The organism is Halorubrum luteum, assembly GCF_054652935.1.
The window spans coordinates 496,160-516,288 of sequence record NZ_BAAIGT010000002.1; the positions used below are offsets into that span (position 1 = coordinate 496,160).

The window sequence follows — 20,129 nt, forward strand, 5'->3', positions numbered from 1 at the left end:
CTGGTAGTTGGTCGGTCGCTCGCGGAGCGCGACGTTTTCAAGCGTCGGCGACCGAACGACACCATGAGCTTCGAGGCGCTGCCGGACGGGTGGGAGATATGGAACGAGGAGCCCGAGGGGCGGACGATCCTCGTGTTCCGTCCCGACGTGTTCAACGATGACCGGCTTCCACCGGAGTGTCTTCCGACGATCTACCTGACGAACGGCTCACGCCGAGCACGACCGGGAGCCGGCCAGTACGTTACCGAGGAATGGCACGTCGTGCTCTTCTTGGAACCCGAGATCGAGGCGGCCGCCGAGACGTACGACGAGCGGTCGGTAGCGGTCGATGCCGCGGTCGATATTGCAGCCCGGTTCGTCGAGGGTGACGTGGAGTATCGCGCCGCGTATCAGGTGCCACGAGATGCGTACTTCGAGCGGTTGGACGAACTCACCGGAGACGGGTGAATCTGAGGGCGTTCCGGGAGTGGATCTCGGCGTAGTCGCAGTTGCATCGGGGGAACGACCGATGCACCGTCGAATATACATATTCTTGCATAAATAGTTGAAACTACACCCTATTCAAACCACGAACACGAGGGTTTTTATCGACCCCTGCCGATCTGATCGTATGGACTCCGGTGGGGATCAACGCGTCGACGACGCGCCGCGTGAGAAATGCGGCGTCGTCGGCGTCTCGCTCACGGACCGGGCGGCTGCACGGCCGTTGTACTACGCGCTGTACGCGCTGCAACATCGCGGTCAAGAGTCAGCTGGCATCGTCACGCACGACGGGTTTCAACAGCATAGCCACGTCGAACGCGGACTCGTCGGGGACGCGTTCGAGCCCGGGGATCTGGAGACGCTGTCGGGCTCGACCGGGATCGGTCACGTACGGTATCCGACGGCCGGCAGCCTGGATAAAAGCTGTGCACAGCCGTTCTCCGTCTCGTTTAAGTCCGGATCGCTGGGACTTTCACACAACGGGAACCTCGTCAACGCCGACGAGGTTCGCTCGGAGCTGGCGGCGTCCGGCCACGCGTTCACCTCCGACGGCGACACCGAGGTGATCGCCCACGACCTCGCGCGTAACCTCCTCGAGGAGGATCTCGTTCGCGCGGTCAAACACACGATGCAGCGCATCCACGGCTCCTACTCGCTGACGATAACCCACGACGACACCGTCCTCGGGGTTCGAGACCCCCTCGGAAACCGTCCGCTGTGTCTTGGAAAGCTGGAGGACGGCTACGTACTCGCGAGCGAGTCGGCCGCGATCGACACGCTCGACGGAGAGCTGATTCGAGACGTTCGACCCGGCGAGTTGGTCGTGCTCGATCCGGACGGAGCTGGATACGACACGTACCAGCTCGTCGAATCCCCCTCGACTGCCCACTGCTTTTTTGAGCACGTGTACTTCGCACGGCCCGACTCGGTAATCGACGAGAATCTCGTGTACGAGGTGCGCCGGAACCTCGGTCGGAAGCTGTGGGAGGAGTCGGGCGTCGAGACCGACGTCGTAATGCCCGTCCCCGACTCCGGACGCGCGTTCGCGTCCGGCTACGCGGACGCCGCGAACGAGACGACTGCCGACGGCGACCCGCGAGCGGACGGTGACGTCGGCGTCGAGTTCGCTGAGGGGTTGATGAAGAATCGATACGTCGGTCGGACGTTTATCATGCCGACCCAGGACGAGCGCGAACGCGCAGTCCGGCTGAAGCTCAACCCGATCCGGTCGACCGTCGAAGGAAAAACCGTCACGATCATCGACGACTCCATCGTGCGTGGAACGACCTCGACACAGCTCGTCGACCTCGTTCGCGAGGCCGGTGCGGAGGAGGTTCACCTGCGGATCGGGGCTCCGGCGATCGTCGCGCCGTGTTACTTCGGCATCGACATGGCGACGCGCGAGGAACTCATTGCCGCCGACAAGTCGACCGAAGAGATCCGTGACGCCGTCGAGGCGGACTCACTCGCGTACCTGTCGATCGACGCGGTCGCGGAGGCGCTCGACGCGAGCCGTGCGGACCTCTGTCTGGGGTGTGTAACCGGCGAGTATCCCTACGATGTCGAGGGAGAAGCGACCGACCGCGAGGTCGACCGGCCCGAAGCCGGCCCCGCACCGGCCGACGACTGACGGGGATCCGTCGAACTCGACCGACCGACTCAGAACACGTGATGGAGCATCAGGTACACGCCGATCCCCATCGCGAAGGAGATCAGCCAGAGGACGGCCGCGACGGAGCCGGCCTGTGCGTGTCGCGTGTGGTACAGCTCCTCGTACGGACGGGTCGCCGCAAGCAGGAGCGCGTAGAACACGAACGGCACACAGAGGATCGCGAGCAGGATATGGACTGCGAGAAACGGGAGGTAGACGAACGTGTACACCGTCTCCGGACCGGGGAACTCGGCGGTGCCGACGAGAGTGAGTCGGTAGAGGTACGCGACGAGAAACGCCGCGAACAGCGCGAACGACGTGAGCATCAACGCCCGATGACGGCGAACGTCCCCGCGACCGATCGCCCGCCAGCCGGCGACGATCGTGACGATCGCGGCCGCGGAGACCGCGGCGTTGAAGTGTGGGATCGCGGCGAGCACGTCGTCGCTCGCACGGGGTAGCAGGCTGCTCGGAATGACGCCGCCGACGGCACCGAACACGAGTGCGAGCGACACGACCGAGAGGACGGCGGTGAGGAGGGGAACGTTCTCACGGGCCCAGTTCTGCATACGTGGATCTCCGAGCGCGCGACCATAACGGTTGGCGATACGGTCGCGCTTCGTGGCCTCGATCCCAACGCACGGCGTGAGATGACGACGTGGATAGCGTGGGATGACGACGTGGACAGCGTGGGATGACGACGTGGATAGCGTGGGATGACGACATCGGCAAGAATCGAAGAGTCCGATCTTCCATGACACCAGTGTCGCCGAGAGTGAAATCTTGCTTTTTGTATCACAAACAAAATTGTTTTTACGCAGCGGTCGGAGAGTGCCCGTAATGCCCGAGGTAGCTTTGCCACACGACGCGACGGCCGGACCGACGAAGCCGGAAGTCCGGGCAGTGACGCTCGAAAAGCTCGCGTTGGAGCCGACGGACCACTTCGTCGACGTCGGTTCCTGTACTGGTTCGGTCAGCATCGAGGCGGCCCACCGCGTTCGACACGTAACTGCCATCGAGCGCGACCCGCAGCGATTAGAAATCACAAAAAAGAATCTCGCCGCGAACGAGTACGACGCGGAAGTGGGCGTCCGTGCAGCCGAAGCGCCCGAGGGGATCCCCGAGGAGGCGGATGCCATGTTTCTCGGCGGGAGCCGAAACTTTGAGGCCGTACTCGACGTCGCCGTGGAGGCGGGGATCGAACGCATCGTGATGAACGCCGCCCGTCTCGAAGTCGCCGGCCGTGCCGTTGAAGCGTTCCGGGAGCGCGGTATCCTTGAGGAGGTCGTCCGGTTGCAGGTAAGCCACGGATACGAGCTCGCCGGCGCGACGAGCTTCGACGCACGGAATCCGGTCTACGTGATCGTTGGCCGCGGTGAAGGGGGTGGGTTGGCGTGACCGTCTACGGCGTCGGCCTCGGCCCGGGCGATGCCTCCCTGGTGACGGTTAAAGGGAAGCGGGTCCTGGAGAGCGTCGAGACCGTCTACTCCCCGGGGCGGCTCTCCCGGTCGGTGGCGCTCGAACACGTCGAGGAGTCGACGATCGGAGAGCTGGAGTTTCCGATGACCCGGGACCCAGAGGCACTTCGGAGTGCGTGGAAGGAGGCCGCCGAGGAAGTGGCCGAACGGGCTCGCGAGCAGGACGTGGCGTTCGTCACGCTGGGTGATCCCAACGTCTATTCGACGTTCGGTCATCTTCGTCGCACTCTCGACACGTTCCATCCCGACGTGGATCTCGAGGTGATCCCCGGGGTAAGCGCGATGACCGCGTTCACCACGGCGTTGGGTGTCGAAATCGAGTCGGGTACCGGTCTCGCGTTGCGCGAGGCGGCCAACGGGTCGGCGCCCACGGGGCCCGATAGGTTGGTTCTGTTCAAGGTTACTGACGCACTGACCACCCACGAGAAACTGACCGAGGCGGGCTACGAGGTCCGCTTCGGTCGTCGGCTGTTTATGGAACGGGGCGAGACGCTCGTCACGGATGACCCAACCGACTTGGAGGAACGCGACTATTACACGCTCGCGTATGCGGAGCGAGAGGGGCTCGAGTGCCAGCTCGCGACGGCGAATTTTCACGTCGACGAGGACGCTGACACGGAGATCACCGTCGAATCGGAAGGTTCCACATGACCGACGAGAACTACACCGCGGGCGACGTCCGCGAGGGGGTCCCGTTCATCGGAGCCGGCCCGGGTGACCCGGGTCTGCTGACGGTTACGGGCAAACGACTGCTCGAAGACGCCGATCTCGTGGTCCATGCCGGCTCGTTGGTCAACAGCGCACTCCTCGAGGCGTACTGTGCGGATGCCAGACAGGTCGACTCCGCCGGAAAGGATCTGGAGGAGCTGATTCCGCTCATGGCTGATGCCTACCACGCGGGACGCTCGGTGGTTCGCCTCCACAGTGGCGACCCCGCCATCTACGGCGCTGCACTCGAGCAGATGGACGCCTTGGAGGCCGAGAACGTGCCGACGTACGTCGTTCCCGGCGTCACGTCCTCGTTCGCGGCGAGTGCGGCTCTCGGTACCCAGTTGACGCTGAACGAGGCCGCCAACCACGTGGCGTTCACCCGCCCGCAGGGAAAGACTCTGAGCGAGGAGGAAGACCACATCAGCGAGTTCGTCGGGATGGGAGACGTGACGACCTGCATCTACCTGGGCACTCACTCCGTTCGTGACACGATGGACCGGTTGCTCGAGGACGGTCACGATCCGGAGACGCCGGTCGCGGTCGTGTATCACGCCTCCTGGCCCGACGAGGACGTCATCACGGGAACGATCGCAACGATCGCTGACGCCGTCGAAGCGGCCGGGTACCGTGCTTCCGCACTGGTCCTGATCGGCGAGGCCGTCACGGGCGCGGGGTACGAGCGCTCGTACCTGTACGGGGACTGGGCGAGCCGGAGTGCGAGCAACGCCGAGGGAGACGAGAAGGGGTCCGACTGAATGAGTACCGACGACATCGATGGGAGGCAGCGTAAGACGCCCGACTCGGACGGGGAGGCCGCCGAAGCGGTCGCTATCATCGCGTTCGAGCGAAAGATGAACGCCGCAGAAGCGATCGCCGGCGGCCTCGGCGATCGGTACGACACGGTGGACGCCATCAGCTACCACGCTGACGTCTTCGAGGAGCATTGGGCCGAGTACGACTGTTTCGTCGGACTGATGGCGAGTGGCATCGCGATTCGAAAAACCGCCCATCTGCTCGAGGACAAGTGGGACGACCCGGCGATCGTCGTCGCCGACGAGGAACTGACCTGGGCGATCCCGATCATGGGAGGGCATCACGGTGCGAACCAGGTCGCGAAGGATCTGGCGACGATGGGCGCGATCCCGGCGATGACCACCGCGAGCGAGGCGGCGGGTAAGCAGGGTGTCGAGGCCCGCGCGAAGGCGATGGATCTCCACGTCGTCAACGGTAGCTCGACGGTTGCGACGAACCTCGCCGTCCTCGACGACGAACTCGGTCCCGTCGCGCGACTCGACGGCCCGAGGGCGGTGCTCGTCGGCGACGACGTGACGGTTCTCAAGCGCAACGCTGACAATGGCGTCGTCATCGGTACCGGGAGCGTCTCCGGAGCGCAGAAAGAGACGTTTCTGGCAGCCTGGAAAACCGCCCTCGAGCAGACGGAGTACGATATCGAGGACGTCGAGTTCGTCGCGACGGCGACCCGGAAGGAAGACGAGGAGGGACTACTCGAGGCAGCAGAGGAACTCGGCTTCGGCGTCGTCGCCTTCGAGAAGGAGACTCTACTTGAACACGAGGGGCCGACCCCTTCGAGATCCAGGGAGTTGCTCGGCTGGCCGGGCGTCTCCGAGGCGTCGGCGATCGCCGGCGGCCGTGAGCATGAACTCGTGCTCGAGAAGGTCGGCTATGAGGGCGAGGTAACGGTGGCGATCGGCCGATGAGCGGAGCCGACGACGCTGATACGGCTGACGACACCGACGCGACGGGGACGCCGGAGGAGTACGGTACTCTCTACGTCGTCGGTATCGGCCCCGGCCTGCCCGATCACATGACCAAGCGTGCCAGGGGCGTCATCGAGACGGCCGACTGCGTGATCGCCTCGAGCCTCTATCAGGCGTTCCTCCGCGAGGACGGAACGTTACCGCCTGAGGATGCGATTGACGACCGCGGGTTCGTGACCCGCGCGGACGGCCACGAACAACGGATCGTTCGCTCGTCGATGGGACGACAGATCGAGCTGGCAAAAGAGGCGTTCGAGCGCGTTCGTGCGGGCGAGGACGTCGCCCACGTCTCCGGTGGCGACCCCTCCGTCTACGGCAAATCTGACCTTCTCTTCCTGATAGCCGACGAGGAGGAGGCGTCGGACGTCCCGATCGAGATCGTCCCCGGCGTGACCGCCGCTCTCGGCGGGTCTGCGATGGTCGGTGCACCGCTTTGCAACGATTTCTGTACCGTCTCGCTGTCCGACAAGTGGCGAGGCTGGGACGAGATCGAGGAGAAGCTGCGCGCCGCGGCGGCCGCCGACTTCGTGATCGTCTTATATAACTGCTGGCGAAACTACGAGAAAGCTGTCGATATCGTCCGCGAGGAGCGCATGGACGACGCATACGTGGCGATCGTCAACGACGCGGGGCGAGAAGACGCCGGGCGGATCGGCGAAAGTCACGTCGTCACGACGCTGGGCGACGCCGCGAATCACGAGAAGGACGTCTCCGGGATGGGCAGCTCGCTCATCATCGGCAACTGCGAGACAAAGACCTGGAGCAACGACGACCGAACGTACCTGGTCACCCCGCGCGGCGGGCGTGACGTCGGCGAGTTCTAACTATCATGACTGACACCACCACCGACTCCGACGAATCGACTCCGAAGCATGGAGGAACAACCGACGACGGCGAGAGCTCCGACTCGCAGTGTGGAGCTTCGGGAAAGAGGGCACGCATCGAGAAGAAAGTCGGCGCGACCGTCGACGAGTTCGACGCCGAACCCGGCCAGCTGATCGCCGTCGGTCTCGGTCCCGGCCACCCGGACGGGATGACCCAGCGTGCGAAAGATACGCTGCTTGCGGCCGACCACATCGTCGGCTACACGACCTACGTCGACCTCATCCCGGACGAGATAATCGATGAGACCGACGACGTGTACGACACGCCGATGTGTGGCGAAGTGTCGCGTACGGAGGAATCGGTCGACCGCGCGCTCGCGGGCAACGACGTGGCGATCGTCGGCAGTGGCGACCCGAACGTGTACGCGCTCGCGGGACTGGTTCTCGAGATCCTCGAATCGAAGGGTGCGACGGCTTCGATGGTTGACTTCGAGGTCGTTCCGGGCGTCCCCGCCGCACAGTCGTGTGCGGCCCGTCTCGGCGCACCCCTCGTCAACGACACCGTCTCGGTCTCGCTGTCGGACCACCTCGTACCGATGTCCGAGATCGAGTCCCGGCTTCACGCCGTGGCCAAGGAGAGTTTCATCATCACGATCTACAACCCCTGGAGCCGCAAGCGCCGGGAGAACTTCGAGAAGTGCTGTGAGATCCTCCTTACCCACCGTGACCCGGACACGCCCGTGGGAATCGTCCACGGTGCCGGTCGCGAAGACGAGCAGGTGATGATCACCGAACTCGGCGAGCTCGATGCGCTAGGTGAAAGCGAGATCATCGATATGACGACGACGGTCGTCGTCGGCAACGAGGAAACATACGTCTGGGACGATCGGATGGTCACTCCCCGTGGCTACGAGACGAAATACGACTACTGAGACTCCGTCTGCGAGCTCGTTTTCGAGGTCAACGCTCGTCGTCCCTAGCCGTCGCCGCCGTTTCGGCGACCCGTTCAGCAGACAGCTCCGAAAGCGGAATGCGCCGACTACCGGTCTCGCTCGCAAGGACGCCGATCAGTCCCGTCCGGTCGCCGTCGTCGCTCGCGTCGACGACGACGGTCTCGCAGTCGGCTCGAGCCAGCCGTCGGGCCGCCTCCCGTGTCTTCGCCGTTGGACTCCCCTCGGCGACGTTCGCCCGGCCGTCGGTCACGACGACCACGAGACTCGCGTCAGCGTCGGCTCGAGTCACGAGCCGGGTGGCTTCCGCGAGGCCCGAAGGAAGCGGCGTCCGGTCGCCCGTGGGAAGCTCCTTCAGATGGCGGGCAGCGAGGGTCACGCTGTCAGTCGGCGGCAGGACGATCTCGGCTTGTTCGCCGGCGACGGCCACGAACGCCACCTCATCGCGTCGTTCGTAGGCGTCCTGTAAGAGGGACATCACCGTCCCCTTGGCGTCGGCCATCGCCGGACGCATCGAGGCACTGGCGTCGACGACGAAGACGATCAGGGTGCCCGCTCGAGACCGTCTGACTGATTTGCGAAGGTCGTCCGCTGCGACGTGCGTTCGGCCGTCTGCCGCGGCGGCCCGGATCGAAGCGGCTGCGTCGACGGCCTCGTCAGCGGTTGCGCGTTCGGTCCGCACCCGTGCGCCACGGCCCCTGTCGGAGGGCTCGACTCGCGCCCGAGAACCCTCACTCAAGGCGGCCGTCTCCGACTCGACGTCTTCGACCGGCGGGCTTCCCGCATTGCCGATCTCGGCCCGTCGCTGGCCAGGGAGGAGCGGTGTCGCCTCCGGTTCGTCGTCATCTCGATCCGGGGAGTCCTCACCACCCTCCGGCCGGTCGTCACCCGTGCTGCCGCCGTCAGCGGGGACGTTTTTCGAGGACCCGCTCGACTCCCCACCCCCGCTTCCGGAGCCGTCGTCGCCACCGTTGCCATCGTCGTCGACCGTCGCCGTCCCATCGGCCTCGTCCGCCTCCCCGTTCCCCGAGTCGCGGTCCTCGTTCCCAGAGTCGCGGTCCTCGTTCCCCGAGTCGCGGTCCTCGTTCCCAGAGTCGCCGTGGTCGTTCCCAGAGTCGCCGTGGTCGTTCCCCGAGTCGCCGTGGTCGAAATGATCCTCGAGGACGTCGTCCGGGTCCGGGGCGTCCTCGAACGGGCGGCTCTCGAGGCGGTGGGGGAGCGCGAGACGGGCGGCCTCAGTGAGGTCGGTCTGGATCACCTTCCCTCTGCCGTCCAGGGCGGCCAGCGTTCGGGCAGTGCGGGCGATTGCGATGTCGGCACGGTGTCCGTCGACGCCGGCCTCGAGACACAGTTCGGCGATGTCGCGTTTGAAATCGGCGGGGAGGGACACGTCCTCGAGCAACTGCTGAGCCTCGAGTACCTCCTCGGCGAGGGCGGCCGTCTCGCCGTCGTACTCGTCGACGAACTGCTCCGGGTCCGCCTTTCGCTCGAGTGCGCGGTCGATGACCTCGATCCGGTCCTCGGGGTCACGACAGCCGGCGACGGTTGCCTGCAGTGCAAAGCGGTCCCGAAGCTGTGGGCGCAGGTCGCCTTCCTCGGGATTCATCGTTCCCACGAGCGTGAACTCGGCCGGATGTTCGATGCTTACGCCGTCGCGTTCGACACGATTGACGCCGCCTGCGGCCGCATCGAGGATAACGTCCACGAGGTGATCCTCGAGCAGATTCACCTCGTCGACGTAGAGGATGCCACGGTGGGCGCGAGCGAGCAGGCCGGGATCGAACTCGGCCTCGCCCTCGAGCGCATCGGCCACCGACAGGGTCCCGACGACGCGCTCGCGAGTGGCCCCGAGCGGAAGCGTCACCAGCGGAACGGGACGGGTCTCGACCGCGAGCTCCGTGGGGTCATGGGACCGACACTCCGCACACTGCCGACCGGGGTCGTCGGGCGGGCAGCCGTAAGGACAGTCCGCGACTGCGTCCTGTTCGGGCAACAGGTCCACGAGCCCGCGCACGGCCGTCGATTTGGCGGTCCCTTTCTCCCCCTGGACGAGCAGCCCGTCGAGGGCGTCGTTGGCTGCGACGGCCAACAGCGCTCGCTTCAGTTCGTCCTGTCCGACGATCGCCGGAAACGGCGTTCGATGACGCTCCATGTCGATGTGAAATCTTATTTGAACTACCGAAATAATGCTTTACCATCGATGTCGACGATCGGGGTATACACTGCGACGGAAAACGAGTTGGGCGCACTGCAGGAGGCCGCGACCCGACTCGAGGGGATCGACCTGGTGGTTCGCTCCGAGAGCGATCTCGAAGACGAGACCGAACTCGAGGCTTTTCTTGCTGCCCTCGAGTCGGCCGACGCCGCCGTCTTCTGGCTTCACGGAGGCGAAGACAGCATGCCGGGGTACGATCTGGCGACCGACCGACTCGCCGACGCTGGCGTCCCGCTGGTCGTGAAAGCGACCGGCGGTGCCTACGCACTTGAGGACACCACGGTTTCCGAGACGGACCGCGAGCAGGTGTACGAGTACGTGGAGCGTGGTGGCGTAGTCAACCTGGAGCACTGCTGTCGGTATCTCGCCGCAGTGTACGGCGACTACGACGGGAACGTCGACGACCCCGTCTCCCTGCCGACGGAGGGTGTCTACCATCCGGACCATCCAGCCGTCGGGTACGAGGAGCTACTCGAGACCCACGACGACGGGAAGCCGACGGTGGGCATCTGGTTCTACGAGTCCCACTGGACCCACGCCAACACCCGGTACGTCGACGCGCTCGTCCGGACACTCGAGGCGAAGGGCGTGAACGTCCTTCCCGCCTTCTGTAACCCCGCGACCGACGAGAAGGGCCAGCAGAACGCCGAGTGGGTCGCGAGCAACTGGTTCAGCAACGAGGACGGACCGACCGTCGACGCCGTCGTGAGTAGCTTCATGTTCTCGCTGGGGATGAGCGAGCGCGGCCGATCGGCAAGCGACGAGGGTGGGACGAAGAGGATCTTCCTCGAGGAGCTGGGCGTCCCCGTCCTCCAGGCGATCACGACGATGCGTTCCCGGTCGCGCTACGAGGCGAGCGACACGGGCGTGATGGGGTTCGAGCTCGCTCTCTCGGTGGCGCTCCCGGAGTTCGACGGCACCGTCATCACTCACCCCATCAGCGGCAAAGAGCGCATGGACGATGCGGCCGGCGTCGGCAGCGCGCCCGAACAGCACCTGCCGATCGAGGACCGCGTCGACCACATCGCCGCCCTGGCGGTCAACTGGGCGCAGCTTCGACACACTCCCAACGAGGAGAAACGGGTCGCCGTCGTCCTCCACAACTATCCGCCAAGCGACGACGGTATCGGCACCGCCTTCGGACTGGACACTCCAGAGAGCACGATCAACCTGTTGAACGAGCTCGAAGCTCGCGGCTACGACCTCGAGAATCGGCCGGAGGACGGACGGGCGTTGATCGAGGCGCTGTCCGCACAACTCACCCTCGATGACCGATGGGTCGCCCCCGACGACGTCCGCGAGTTGAGCGTCGACGTAGTCCCACCGGAGCAGTACGCCGAGTGGTTCGACAGGGCTGACGAGCGGTTCCGGGAGCACGTCGTCGAGGAGTGGGGCGAACCGCCGGGACGACCGTTCGCCATCCCCGGCATGGAGTGTGGTAACGTTTTAGTGACCGTCCAGCCCCCTCGCGGATTCGGAATTGACCCCTCGAAGGTGTACCACGACTCCGATCTGCAGCCCCCACACGACTACTACGCCTTCTACGCCTGGCTACGCGAGCAGTACGAGGCAGACGCCGTCGTCCATCTGGGGACTCACGGCAGCGTCGAGTGGCTTCCCGGGAAAACGGTCGGCTTAAACGGCGAGAGCGCCCCCGACGCCCTCCTCTCCGACCTCCCGAACGTCTACCCCTACATCGTCAACAACCCCGGCGAAGGGACCCAGGCGAAACGCCGCTCCTACGCCGCCGTCGTCGACTACCTCACGCCGGTCATGCGGGCGGCGGGGACCTACGACGACCTGGCCGAACTCGAGGAGCTGGCGAGTGAGTACCGTCGGGCCGGGCTGGAAGACGCCCGAACCGACGACGGTGAACACCTCGAAACCCTTCTGCGGGAGACGGTCGAGGAGCTCGACCTGGCAGTCGAACTCGGCATCGCTGGCACCAGCAACGAGAGCAGGACGCTACGCGACGCGGGAAACGGCGACGAGGTCGACGGCGGCGAGGTCGACATCGACGAACTGGTCGAGCGGATCCACGAGTACCTCACCGACGTCAAAACTACCCAGATCCGGATGGGCCTGCACACGATGAGCGAACCTCCGAAGGGCGAGCGGCTGGTCGAGTATCTGGTCGCGCTGACCAGATTGGAAAACCCCGGCGCGCCGAGCCTCCGTGAGAGCGTTGCGGGCGCGCTCGGGGTCGACTACGAGACCATGCTCTCCTCGCCGGGCGCCTACGACGTGGACCTGGGCATGACCTACGCCGAGGCCGCCGACGTCGTGTACGAGCAAAGCATCGAGTTGATCGAGACGCTGGCCGACCACGAGTTCGACGTTCCGCGCTCGGAACGCGACGGTGGTCCCGGCGACGAAGTGAATCTCAACCTCCTCATCGTCGACCTCGAAACGATCGGCGACGCACGTGCGAAACCGGGCGCACACGACGACCTGCGGAAAGTGCTGGCGTTCATCTGTAAAGAAGCCGTCCCGCGTGTCCTCGGAGCAGCGGACGAAGTTCCGCGAACGGCGGACGCCCTTGCGGGCGAGTACGTTCCGCCGGGCGGATCGGGTGCACCGACCCGCGGCGGCGTCGATCTGCTGCCGACCGCGCGGAACTTCTACACGCTCGATCCCCGCAAAGTGCCGGCGAAATCCGCCTGGCAGGTCGGTCGCGAGGTCGCCGGAGGCGTCCTCGAACGCCACCGGGACGAAAACGGGGAGTACCCCGAAGAGATCGGCGTCGTCGCCTGGGGAACCCCCACGATCCGCACCCGCGGGGAGACCATCGCCCAGGTGCTCGCGACGATGGGCGTCCGACCGGTCTGGACCGACGCGGGCCGGATCGACGACGTGGATCCCATACCACTGGACGAACTCGGACGACCGCGGATCGACGTGACGACCCGCGTCTCGGGACTCTTCCGGGACGCCTTCCCCACCGCGGCGGGCGTCATCCACGACGCCGTGGACGCAGTGGTCGGTCTCGACGAGCCTCACGAGATGAACTACGTAAAAAAACACGTCGAGAAAGAAGCGGAGAAACTCGCCGGCGAGGAGAGTCTCGGGGACGAGGAGGCCCGAAATGCGGTCATGGACCGTGTGTTCACCACGAAACCCGGCGGTTACGGTGCCGGGACGAACAAGGCCGTCGACGAAGGGAACTGGGAGGATCGGTCGGATCTCGCGCGTGTCTACACCCAGTGGGGCGGCTACGCGATGGGATCGCGCGGTCGGGTTGCTGACGCTCACGACTCCTTCGAGCGACGACTGTCGAGCGTCGAGGCGACGGTCAAGCTCGAGGACACGATGGAACAGGACGAGTTCGACTCCTCGGACTGGTACGCCTTCCATGGCGGCTTCGTTTCGGCGGTGGCGGAGGTATCCGGCGAGCGGCCAGCCGCCTACGTCGGCGACTCGTCCGATCCCGACGACGTGGCGGTGTACACCAACGAGGAGAAGGTTCGCAAGTCGATGCGTGCTCGCGTACTCAATCCGGACTGGCTCGAGTCGATGGAGGAACACGGTTACAAGGGTGCGGGCGACCTCTCGACGACGGTCGAGGTCACGCTAGGGTGGGACGCCACGACGGGCGTCATCAGCGACCGGCTCTGGGAGGACGTCGCCGAGGCGTACGCCTTCGACGAGGATCGTCAGGAGTGGATGACCGAGGTGAACCCGTGGGCTCTCGAGTCCATCACGGCGACGTTACTCGAGGCCATCGACCGGGACCTCTGGGATGCGAGCGAAGCGATCGAGGACGGACTCCGGGACATCAACCTGTCCGTCGAGGGCGAGTTGGAAGCCCGAACCACGAACGAGGCTGAAGGGGTGACAATCGATGACTGACACGGACGGCGAACACGAGGACGACTACGCGGATCTGGGGGCGACGACACGCGAAGCGATGAACATCGCCGAAACGAGCATGGAGATCGTCCGGCAGTTCGTCCCCGACGAGACGCTTGCCGACCGTATCAGACAGAAGTCGGTCCACTCGATGGGAGACATCGAGTTCCAGCATTTGCTTCGGCTAACGGGCGAAGACCATCTCGGGGACGACGAGGACGCACCCGTTCGAGCAGGTGCACGAGCCGTTCTCGAGGAGGCGAACATCGTCACGGACATCACGATGTCTCAAGCGGGGATCACTAGCCGGGGCCACGACTGTGACAACCACAAGGCGATCGGCCACGGCGGAGAGCTCGCAAAGGAAACCGGGATCACCCGGACGGCTGCGGGGGTACTCGAACTCGACGGAAACTCGATGTACGATGGTTCGATCGCGACGGTCGGCAACGCCCCGACGGCCGCCTTTGCACTCGCCGACTGTATCGAAAACGGCACTCGACCGGCCGTTATCGTCGCGACCCCCGTCGGATTCGTCAAGGCCGAAGAGAGCCGTCAGCGGATCCGCGAGGTCAGCGAGACGTACGACATCCCTGCGATCACGAACGTCGGCCGGCGCGGCGGCAGCGGCCTCGCGGCCGCGCTGACCAACGAGCTGATCCACGTCGCAAAAGACGTCCGGACGGGGAAACTCGAACTCGACCACACGGCAGACGAGCGAAGAGGGGACCGGAGGGAGAGATGAGCGGTGAGTACGACCTCGATTCCGGTCCCGATCCGGCGACGTTCGCGGCCGAGCGAGCGGAGTCCGATATCGACGAGGAAACGGACGACCCGGTGTACGTCGTCGGCATCGGGCCGGGGAACCCGGAGTACTTGACCCCCCGGGGGGAGCGAGCCATCCGAAAGGCGGACGTCGTCGTCGGCTTTACCACCGTCGTCGAGTGTATCGCCGATCGGACCGGTGCCGACCTGTTGACCTGTGGGTACAAAGACGAAGCCGAGGCCCTCGAGGAGTTCGGCCGGCGAGTCGCGGGCGGCGAATCCGGAACTGCCGTCGCGATGGGCGACCCCAACCACTCCGGCTACCAGTTCGTCGGGAAGGTGCAGGACGCCGTCGAACGCGCGGATCCGGAACGTCCCATGCGGGTGATCCCCGGAATCTCCTCGGTCCAGATGGCGGCGAGTCGCGCTCGGACGCCGATCGAGGAGTCCGAGTTCGTCACGCTGCATAAAAGCGGTGACGTCTCGGAAGAGCTGTCTCGACTCGCCAACGCCGTCGGCAAGCGTCATCTGCTCGTGCTGCCTCGTCCGTACGATCTCATGCCGGGGGAGATCGCACAGTTCCTGCTCGAGCGTGGTGCTGACCCCGATCTCGACGCGCTCGTGCTCGAAAATCTCACGCACGACGACGAGATCGTGCATCGGTTTACGCTTACGGGGCTGTCCGAGCACGCCGGTGGCGACAGCCGAGACGAGACGCCGTTTTCGGACATGGTGGTGCTTGCGGTTCGTCGAGAGGTGACGGTCGGCTGAGAGTTCGCGGCACCCCCGCATCGGAACCGCCGGAGTCCGAGGGGATCCGGCCGGACGCACGGTGTCGACTCGCGTTCCGAAATTCTTTATAAGCGGCCGCGTCGCAGCTTTCGATATGGCCGAGATCATCGACGGCGAGGCGGTCGCGGCGGAGATCCGATCGGGTGTCGCCGACTGCGTCGACACGCTGGTGGACGCGGGCGTCGAACCGGGACTGGCAACCGTCCTGATGAGCGACGATCCCGCCAGCGAGACGTACGTCTCGATGAAACAACGCGACTGCGAGGAGGTCGGCATCGAGGGGATCCACGTCGAGATCGACGCCGACGCACCCGCCGCCGAGCTGTTCGACACGATCGACGAGCTCAACGAGCGCGAGGACGTCAGCGGGATCCTCGTCCAGCTTCCCGTTCCGGACCACGTCGACAAGCGAGAGGTGCTCCGGCGGATCGTCCCTGAAAAGGACGTCGACGGGTTCCACCCGGAGAACGTCGGGCGCCTCGTCGCGGGCGACGCCCGGTTTAAACCCTGCACTCCGCACGGCGTCCAGAAGCTGCTCGACGCGTACGACGTCGAGACCGAGGGTGCCGACGCGGTCGTCGTCGGTCGCTCGGATATCGTCGGCAAGCCGATGGCGAATCTGCTGATCCAGAAGGCTCCAACGGGCAACGCGACGACGACCGTCTGTCACTCCCGGACGCGAGACCTCGAGGCGAAGGTCGGCGACGCCGACATCGTGATCGCGGCCGCCGGGCTCCCGGAGTTCATCGACGGCTCGATGATCGCGGAGGGCGCGACGGTGATCGACGTCGGCGTCAACAAGGTCGACGCGGACACCGAGAAAGGGTACGAGCTCGTGGGCGACGTCGACTACGACTCCGCCAGCGAGGTCGCGGGCGCGATCACTCCCGTCCCCGGCGGCGTCGGCCCGATGACCCGCGCGATGCTCCTTTATAACACGGTGAAGGCGGCCGGCCTCCAGCACGACGTCGACGTCGAGCTCCCGTAGCTGGGACCGGCTTACCGTCCCGCGACGCTCGAAACCGTCGTCTCCTGTTCGACGCCGCCGTCGACGGGGAACTCGTGCCACGATCGACCGATGACGGAGTAGGCGGCGATCCCGAAGTGGAAGCCGACGAACGCGCCGACGATCGTCCCGAGAACCGGGACGACGTTGAGGATCGCGGCGACGAACCCGCCGATCACCAGCACGAGGACCATCGTCCCCCACGCGATGGCGTACGACCGCGAGAGCCAGATGGTTTTCAGTCTCGCGACGTCGAACCCGGAGCCGATGGAGCGCTCTTGAGCGAAGTTCGCCACCGCCGCCGGGAGCAGATACGCGACCACGATCGCGAGCGCGAACCAGACGAACCCGCCGACCAGGATGCCGAGCACGCCGAGGCCGGCCAGCGCTCCGTCCCCTCCGGCACCGATACCGACGATCCCGACGAGGACGATCAGCCCGCCCACGATCGCCGGAACGAGCGTGTAGGCGAACCCGATGACGACCGCCTTGATGCCAGTGACCGCCAGCTCTCCCCACTCGTCGAACGTCGGCGGCGTCTCGTCGCCGTCGGCGGTGCGATCGAGCACGTGGACGACGTAGCCCGCGAGCAGGAACAGCGGCACGATGAGAACGGAGAACAGCGAGAGCAGTCCACCGATGAGGATCGTTTTCACGAACTCGTCGCCCTCGGCGGGGTATCTGATCGCCCGCTCTATCTCGCCGATAACCCCGTCGTACTCGCTCTCGATCGGGTCCTGTCGGTCGACCGGATCGGCTCGATCCGTCCGCACCCCCGTGTCGGTCGGCGCTGCCCGGTCCGCCGACTCTCCCCGGTCCACCGACTCTCCCGAGTCGGTTGGCTCTCCTGAGTCCGCCTGCTCCTCCGTGTCCCCCGAACTGCCGGGGGATCCTTGATCTGTTGTCATATATCCTGCGGGGAACGACGCAACACGCATATATAGTTATGCCGTGGGGACCGTCAGTGAGATCCGTGTTCCGGACGACATCTTGCGTCGGCCCGGACGACCGCTCGCGTCGATGCGGCTACTCCGCCGTCCGGCGACGCCACACGATCGCCTCCGGGTTCGCCAGCGTCACCGACGTGGTGTCCGATCCCGGCTCGGCATCGAGAGTCGGCGCCGCGATCGCGACCGTCCAGTCGGACGAGTCGGCGTCGGCGGAAGTGGTGTCGCTCCGGCCGTGATCGACGTCCATCTCGCCGAGCAGTCCCGCGACGTCGACGTCGACCGGCGTCCCCTCCACGTTACAGGCGACGAGGAGGTCCTCGTCGCCGTCGGGACCCCGGCGGAGCGCGTAGTAGAGAACCGTTCCATCGGTGGGATGGCGATAGCCGAACGCCTCGCCGGCGTCGGGATCGACGTCGTCTCGGAGCCACGGACGCGCCTGTCGGAACTCGCGTACCCTCCGGTCGAACGCGGTACGGTCGTCGTCTTGGTCGTCGAGCCAGTTGGTGAGATTCATATACTCGCTCACGTCCGCGGTCCACGCGAACGAGAACCGCTGGAGGTCCGTCGCGTCGATCTCGTCGCCCAGCGGCGTCCCCTGCACGGAGAGGAGTTCGGCGATCAGGTCGACGTCGTAGTCGGTGGCGTCGACGAGCGAGGCGAGCGTCCGCGCGAACCGCTTCAGCTCCGCTCGTGTCTCGAACCCGAGTGCCTTCAGCCGGGGGAACTCGTCGCCGGCGGCGAACGATCCAGCCGGAATATGCCAGTCGATCCACGGGGCCTCCTCGGCGACGACTTTCACGTTCCACATGGGGTCGGTGTCTCGCACGAACCCCCACGGCGCACGGTGGTTCGCGTGCAGGAAGTCCATCGGAACGCCCGGCATCGCGACGTGAAACCAGACGATCGCGGCCGGACTATCGTACGCCTCGCGGAGCGTCTCCGGCGGCGAATCCGCGAGGTGCGGATTGATGAGTGCGCCGCTCCAGTCGTCGGTCACCTCCACCTGTGACCCTCGTCTGAGTGTGTCGTGGTTCGCAACGCCGGTGATCCACTGGCTCCCGAACTCGCCGACCTCGCGCATCCGCCACCACTTCGTGGCCCAGAACGTCAACAACGCGGGCTTGTTGTGCGCGAACGTGACCGGCGACCACTGGAACGCGTGCGGATGCTGGTCGATCAGCGTCCGGTACGTCGACGCGAGCTCCCAGTCTTCCCGTGGCCACGGACGGCCGTCCTCGTAGATCATCCACGGGCGATACTCCGTGCCCGCTACGGTCTGTGTCACCGCGTCCATCTCCGCGAGGAACGCGTCGTCGTGAACGTCCTCCCCCGTCTCCGGGTCGTGATACGTGAAATCCTGTGCGCCGTCGACGCGGATCCCGTCCGCGCCGAAGTTCATCTTCCGTCGCTGCAGCTCCAGCAGGATCGCCCGGACCACCGGCTGCCGGTAGTTCAGATGGAGGCCGTACATCCCGGGCCCCTCGAAAAACGGCGACGGGAGGAGCCCCTCGGCGGCAGTGTCCGCGTGGCCGAGCGCGACGTCGAACACGACCCGGACCGGGTCGGGCATCGCGTGACACGCCGCGATGAACTCGACTAGCTCGTCCGGGCGACCAGTTTCCAGAATGGCCGGATTCGCGGCCGAGAATCCGCTCACGACGACATCGTATCCCCAGTTCGTCTGGTCGGGTCGGGTTACACCGACCGTGACGGTTTCGGCGTCGCGGTCGCGATCGAACGCCGAAACCGGATCGATCGGGTCGGCGTCGACTGCGGGCTCCGGACTGGCGTCGTCCGCCGTCCGCTCGTACGTCCCGCCGGGCCGCCAGTACCACTGTCTGTCGTACGCCTGCGTAAGCGGCTCGACGGGCATCAGCTGAACGGCGTCGTAGCCGGCGTAGTTACGTTCGTGGGGGTCAAGTGGCTCGTTGGCGCGGAGCTTCTCGCCGATCTCGCGGAACCGCTGTGCGAGCGCGGCGAGCGACCCCTCCGCGGTCGACGTGCCCGGATGGATTTCAAGCATGCTCGTCGCGGGATCGACCCGGGGAAGCCCGTCGTCCGATGACGTCGGGAGTGACTCCGATCCGGTTCCGAGCGACTCGAAGTGATCGCGGTCCGGACGCGTCGCGTCGAGCCGCGGCCAGTCGTACACCTCCGCGGGCGCGAACGTGCCGAACGGAACGGAGTACGGCACCGGATCACGGACCGTCTCCCACTCGCCGTCAGGCTGCTCGTACACCAGCTGATACAACGCCCCGAGGCGGTCGCGGGTGCCGACCCGAACGTCCTCGGCGGCGATCCAGTGGAACGCGCCGTCGCGCACGACGGACAGCCGATCGACGCGGAACTCGAGTTCACGGAGGTCGTCGCGTCCGGGGTCGACTCGGCGCGTCGGCGCGAACAGCTCGAGTTTGACGTTCGTGGCGGGGACGCCGGCGTCGACGACGTCAGGCGTCCAGAAGCCGAACGCGACACCCTCCGGGACGGTGTCGGCAGGATCGGCACCTTCGGGCCGGATGGGCCGTGCGCCGAGCCGAGTCGCGATCCGTTTCGCCGCGTCGAACTCGTCGGCTGCGTCCTCCCGGTCGCTCCGCGCGTGCTGCACGAGCTCGGCCGTGTGCCTCGGGAGCCGCGAGGGGGATCGCGACGGTGAACGAGGGGAACCGTCCGACATCGG

16 protein-coding genes are annotated in these 20,129 nt (G+C 65.9%); 12 read left to right on the forward strand and 4 right to left on the reverse strand.

Annotated features, from left to right (window positions below):
• Window positions 1-63 precede the first annotated feature (63 nt).
• Together ACYQ0R_RS02485 and purF are read left to right on the forward strand one after the other, a co-directional pair.
• Window positions 64-447 carry a DUF5820 family protein gene (locus ACYQ0R_RS02485; protein ID WP_459820760.1) on the forward strand — a complete coding sequence of 128 codons (384 nt, stop codon included), beginning with the start codon at window positions 64-66 and terminating at the stop codon, window positions 445-447.
• Between the two features lie 163 nt (window positions 448-610).
• Window positions 611-2,113 carry an amidophosphoribosyltransferase gene (gene purF, locus ACYQ0R_RS02490; RefSeq protein ID WP_459820761.1) on the forward strand — a complete coding sequence of 501 codons (1,503 nt, stop codon included), beginning with the start codon at window positions 611-613 and terminating at the stop codon, window positions 2,111-2,113.
• Between the two features lie 29 nt (window positions 2,114-2,142).
• Here purF and ACYQ0R_RS02495 read toward each other — a convergent pair whose 3' ends face one another.
• Complete coding sequence (locus ACYQ0R_RS02495; protein ID WP_459820762.1) at window positions 2,143-2,703, reverse strand: DUF420 domain-containing protein; 561 nt, start codon at window positions 2,701-2,703, stop codon at window positions 2,143-2,145.
• Between the two features lie 271 nt (window positions 2,704-2,974).
• Between ACYQ0R_RS02495 and cbiT the strand changes: the two genes are divergently transcribed.
• From cbiT to cobJ, 6 genes are read left to right on the forward strand one after another with little or no spacing between them, the layout of a single operon-like run.
• Window positions 2,975-3,532: a precorrin-6Y C5,15-methyltransferase (decarboxylating) subunit CbiT gene (gene cbiT / locus ACYQ0R_RS02500; RefSeq protein WP_459820763.1), complete on the forward strand. Its 558-nt coding sequence runs from the start codon at window positions 2,975-2,977 to the stop codon at window positions 3,530-3,532.
• A complete protein-coding gene (locus ACYQ0R_RS02505; RefSeq protein WP_459820764.1) occupies window positions 3,529-4,263 on the forward strand; it encodes a cobalt-factor II C(20)-methyltransferase in 735 nt (244 codons plus the stop codon). The genes cbiT and ACYQ0R_RS02505 overlap by 4 nt, the downstream gene beginning before the upstream one ends.
• Window positions 4,260-5,078 (forward strand): cobalt-precorrin-4/precorrin-4 C(11)-methyltransferase, encoded by an 819-nt coding sequence (locus ACYQ0R_RS02510; protein WP_459820765.1) that lies wholly within the window; start codon window positions 4,260-4,262, stop codon window positions 5,076-5,078. Before ACYQ0R_RS02505 ends, ACYQ0R_RS02510 begins: the two co-directional genes overlap by 4 nt.
• Window positions 5,079-6,041 (forward strand): cobalt-precorrin 5A hydrolase, encoded by a 963-nt coding sequence (cbiG, locus tag ACYQ0R_RS02515; protein ID WP_459820766.1) that lies wholly within the window; start codon window positions 5,079-5,081, stop codon window positions 6,039-6,041.
• A complete protein-coding gene (locus ACYQ0R_RS02520; protein ID WP_459820767.1) occupies window positions 6,038-6,925 on the forward strand; it encodes a precorrin-3B C(17)-methyltransferase in 888 nt (295 codons plus the stop codon). The genes cbiG and ACYQ0R_RS02520 overlap by 4 nt, the downstream gene beginning before the upstream one ends.
• Before the next feature lie 5 nt (window positions 6,926-6,930).
• Entirely contained in the window at window positions 6,931-7,857 is a 927-nt protein-coding gene (gene cobJ / locus ACYQ0R_RS02525) for a precorrin-3B C(17)-methyltransferase (RefSeq protein ID WP_459820768.1), read from the forward strand.
• A gap of 28 nt (window positions 7,858-7,885) precedes the next feature.
• Here the strand turns inward: cobJ and ACYQ0R_RS02530 are convergent, their stop codons facing one another.
• Window positions 7,886-10,027: an ATP-binding protein gene (locus ACYQ0R_RS02530; protein WP_459820769.1), complete on the reverse strand. Its 2,142-nt coding sequence runs from the start codon at window positions 10,025-10,027 to the stop codon at window positions 7,886-7,888.
• 48 nt (window positions 10,028-10,075) lie between these two features.
• Between ACYQ0R_RS02530 and cobN the strand changes: the two genes are divergently transcribed.
• The 4 genes from cobN (at window position 10,076) to ACYQ0R_RS02550 (ending at window position 16,484) form a co-directional block, all read left to right on the forward strand.
• Window positions 10,076-13,939 carry a cobaltochelatase subunit CobN gene (gene cobN / locus ACYQ0R_RS02535; protein WP_459820770.1) on the forward strand — a complete coding sequence of 1,288 codons (3,864 nt, stop codon included), beginning with the start codon at window positions 10,076-10,078 and terminating at the stop codon, window positions 13,937-13,939.
• Complete coding sequence (locus ACYQ0R_RS02540) at window positions 13,932-14,684, forward strand: precorrin-8X methylmutase (RefSeq protein ID WP_459820771.1); 753 nt, start codon at window positions 13,932-13,934, stop codon at window positions 14,682-14,684. Before cobN ends, ACYQ0R_RS02540 begins: the two co-directional genes overlap by 8 nt.
• Window positions 14,681-15,475 carry a cobalt-precorrin-7 (C(5))-methyltransferase gene (locus ACYQ0R_RS02545; RefSeq protein ID WP_459820772.1) on the forward strand — a complete coding sequence of 265 codons (795 nt, stop codon included), beginning with the start codon at window positions 14,681-14,683 and terminating at the stop codon, window positions 15,473-15,475. Before ACYQ0R_RS02540 ends, ACYQ0R_RS02545 begins: the two co-directional genes overlap by 4 nt.
• A gap of 115 nt (window positions 15,476-15,590) precedes the next feature.
• Window positions 15,591-16,484 carry a bifunctional methylenetetrahydrofolate dehydrogenase/methenyltetrahydrofolate cyclohydrolase gene (locus ACYQ0R_RS02550; RefSeq protein ID WP_459820773.1) on the forward strand — a complete coding sequence of 298 codons (894 nt, stop codon included), beginning with the start codon at window positions 15,591-15,593 and terminating at the stop codon, window positions 16,482-16,484.
• Between the two features lie 11 nt (window positions 16,485-16,495).
• Here the strand turns inward: ACYQ0R_RS02550 and ACYQ0R_RS02555 are convergent, their stop codons facing one another.
• Window positions 16,496-17,410: a DUF4013 domain-containing protein gene (locus tag ACYQ0R_RS02555; RefSeq protein ID WP_459820774.1), complete on the reverse strand. Its 915-nt coding sequence runs from the start codon at window positions 17,408-17,410 to the stop codon at window positions 16,496-16,498.
• 118 nt (window positions 17,411-17,528) lie between these two features.
• Window positions 17,529-20,126, reverse strand: a complete 2,598-nt coding sequence (gghA, locus tag ACYQ0R_RS02560; RefSeq protein WP_459820775.1) for a glucosylglycerol hydrolase — start codon at window positions 20,124-20,126, stop codon at window positions 17,529-17,531.
• Between the last annotated feature and the right edge of the window lie 3 nt (window positions 20,127-20,129).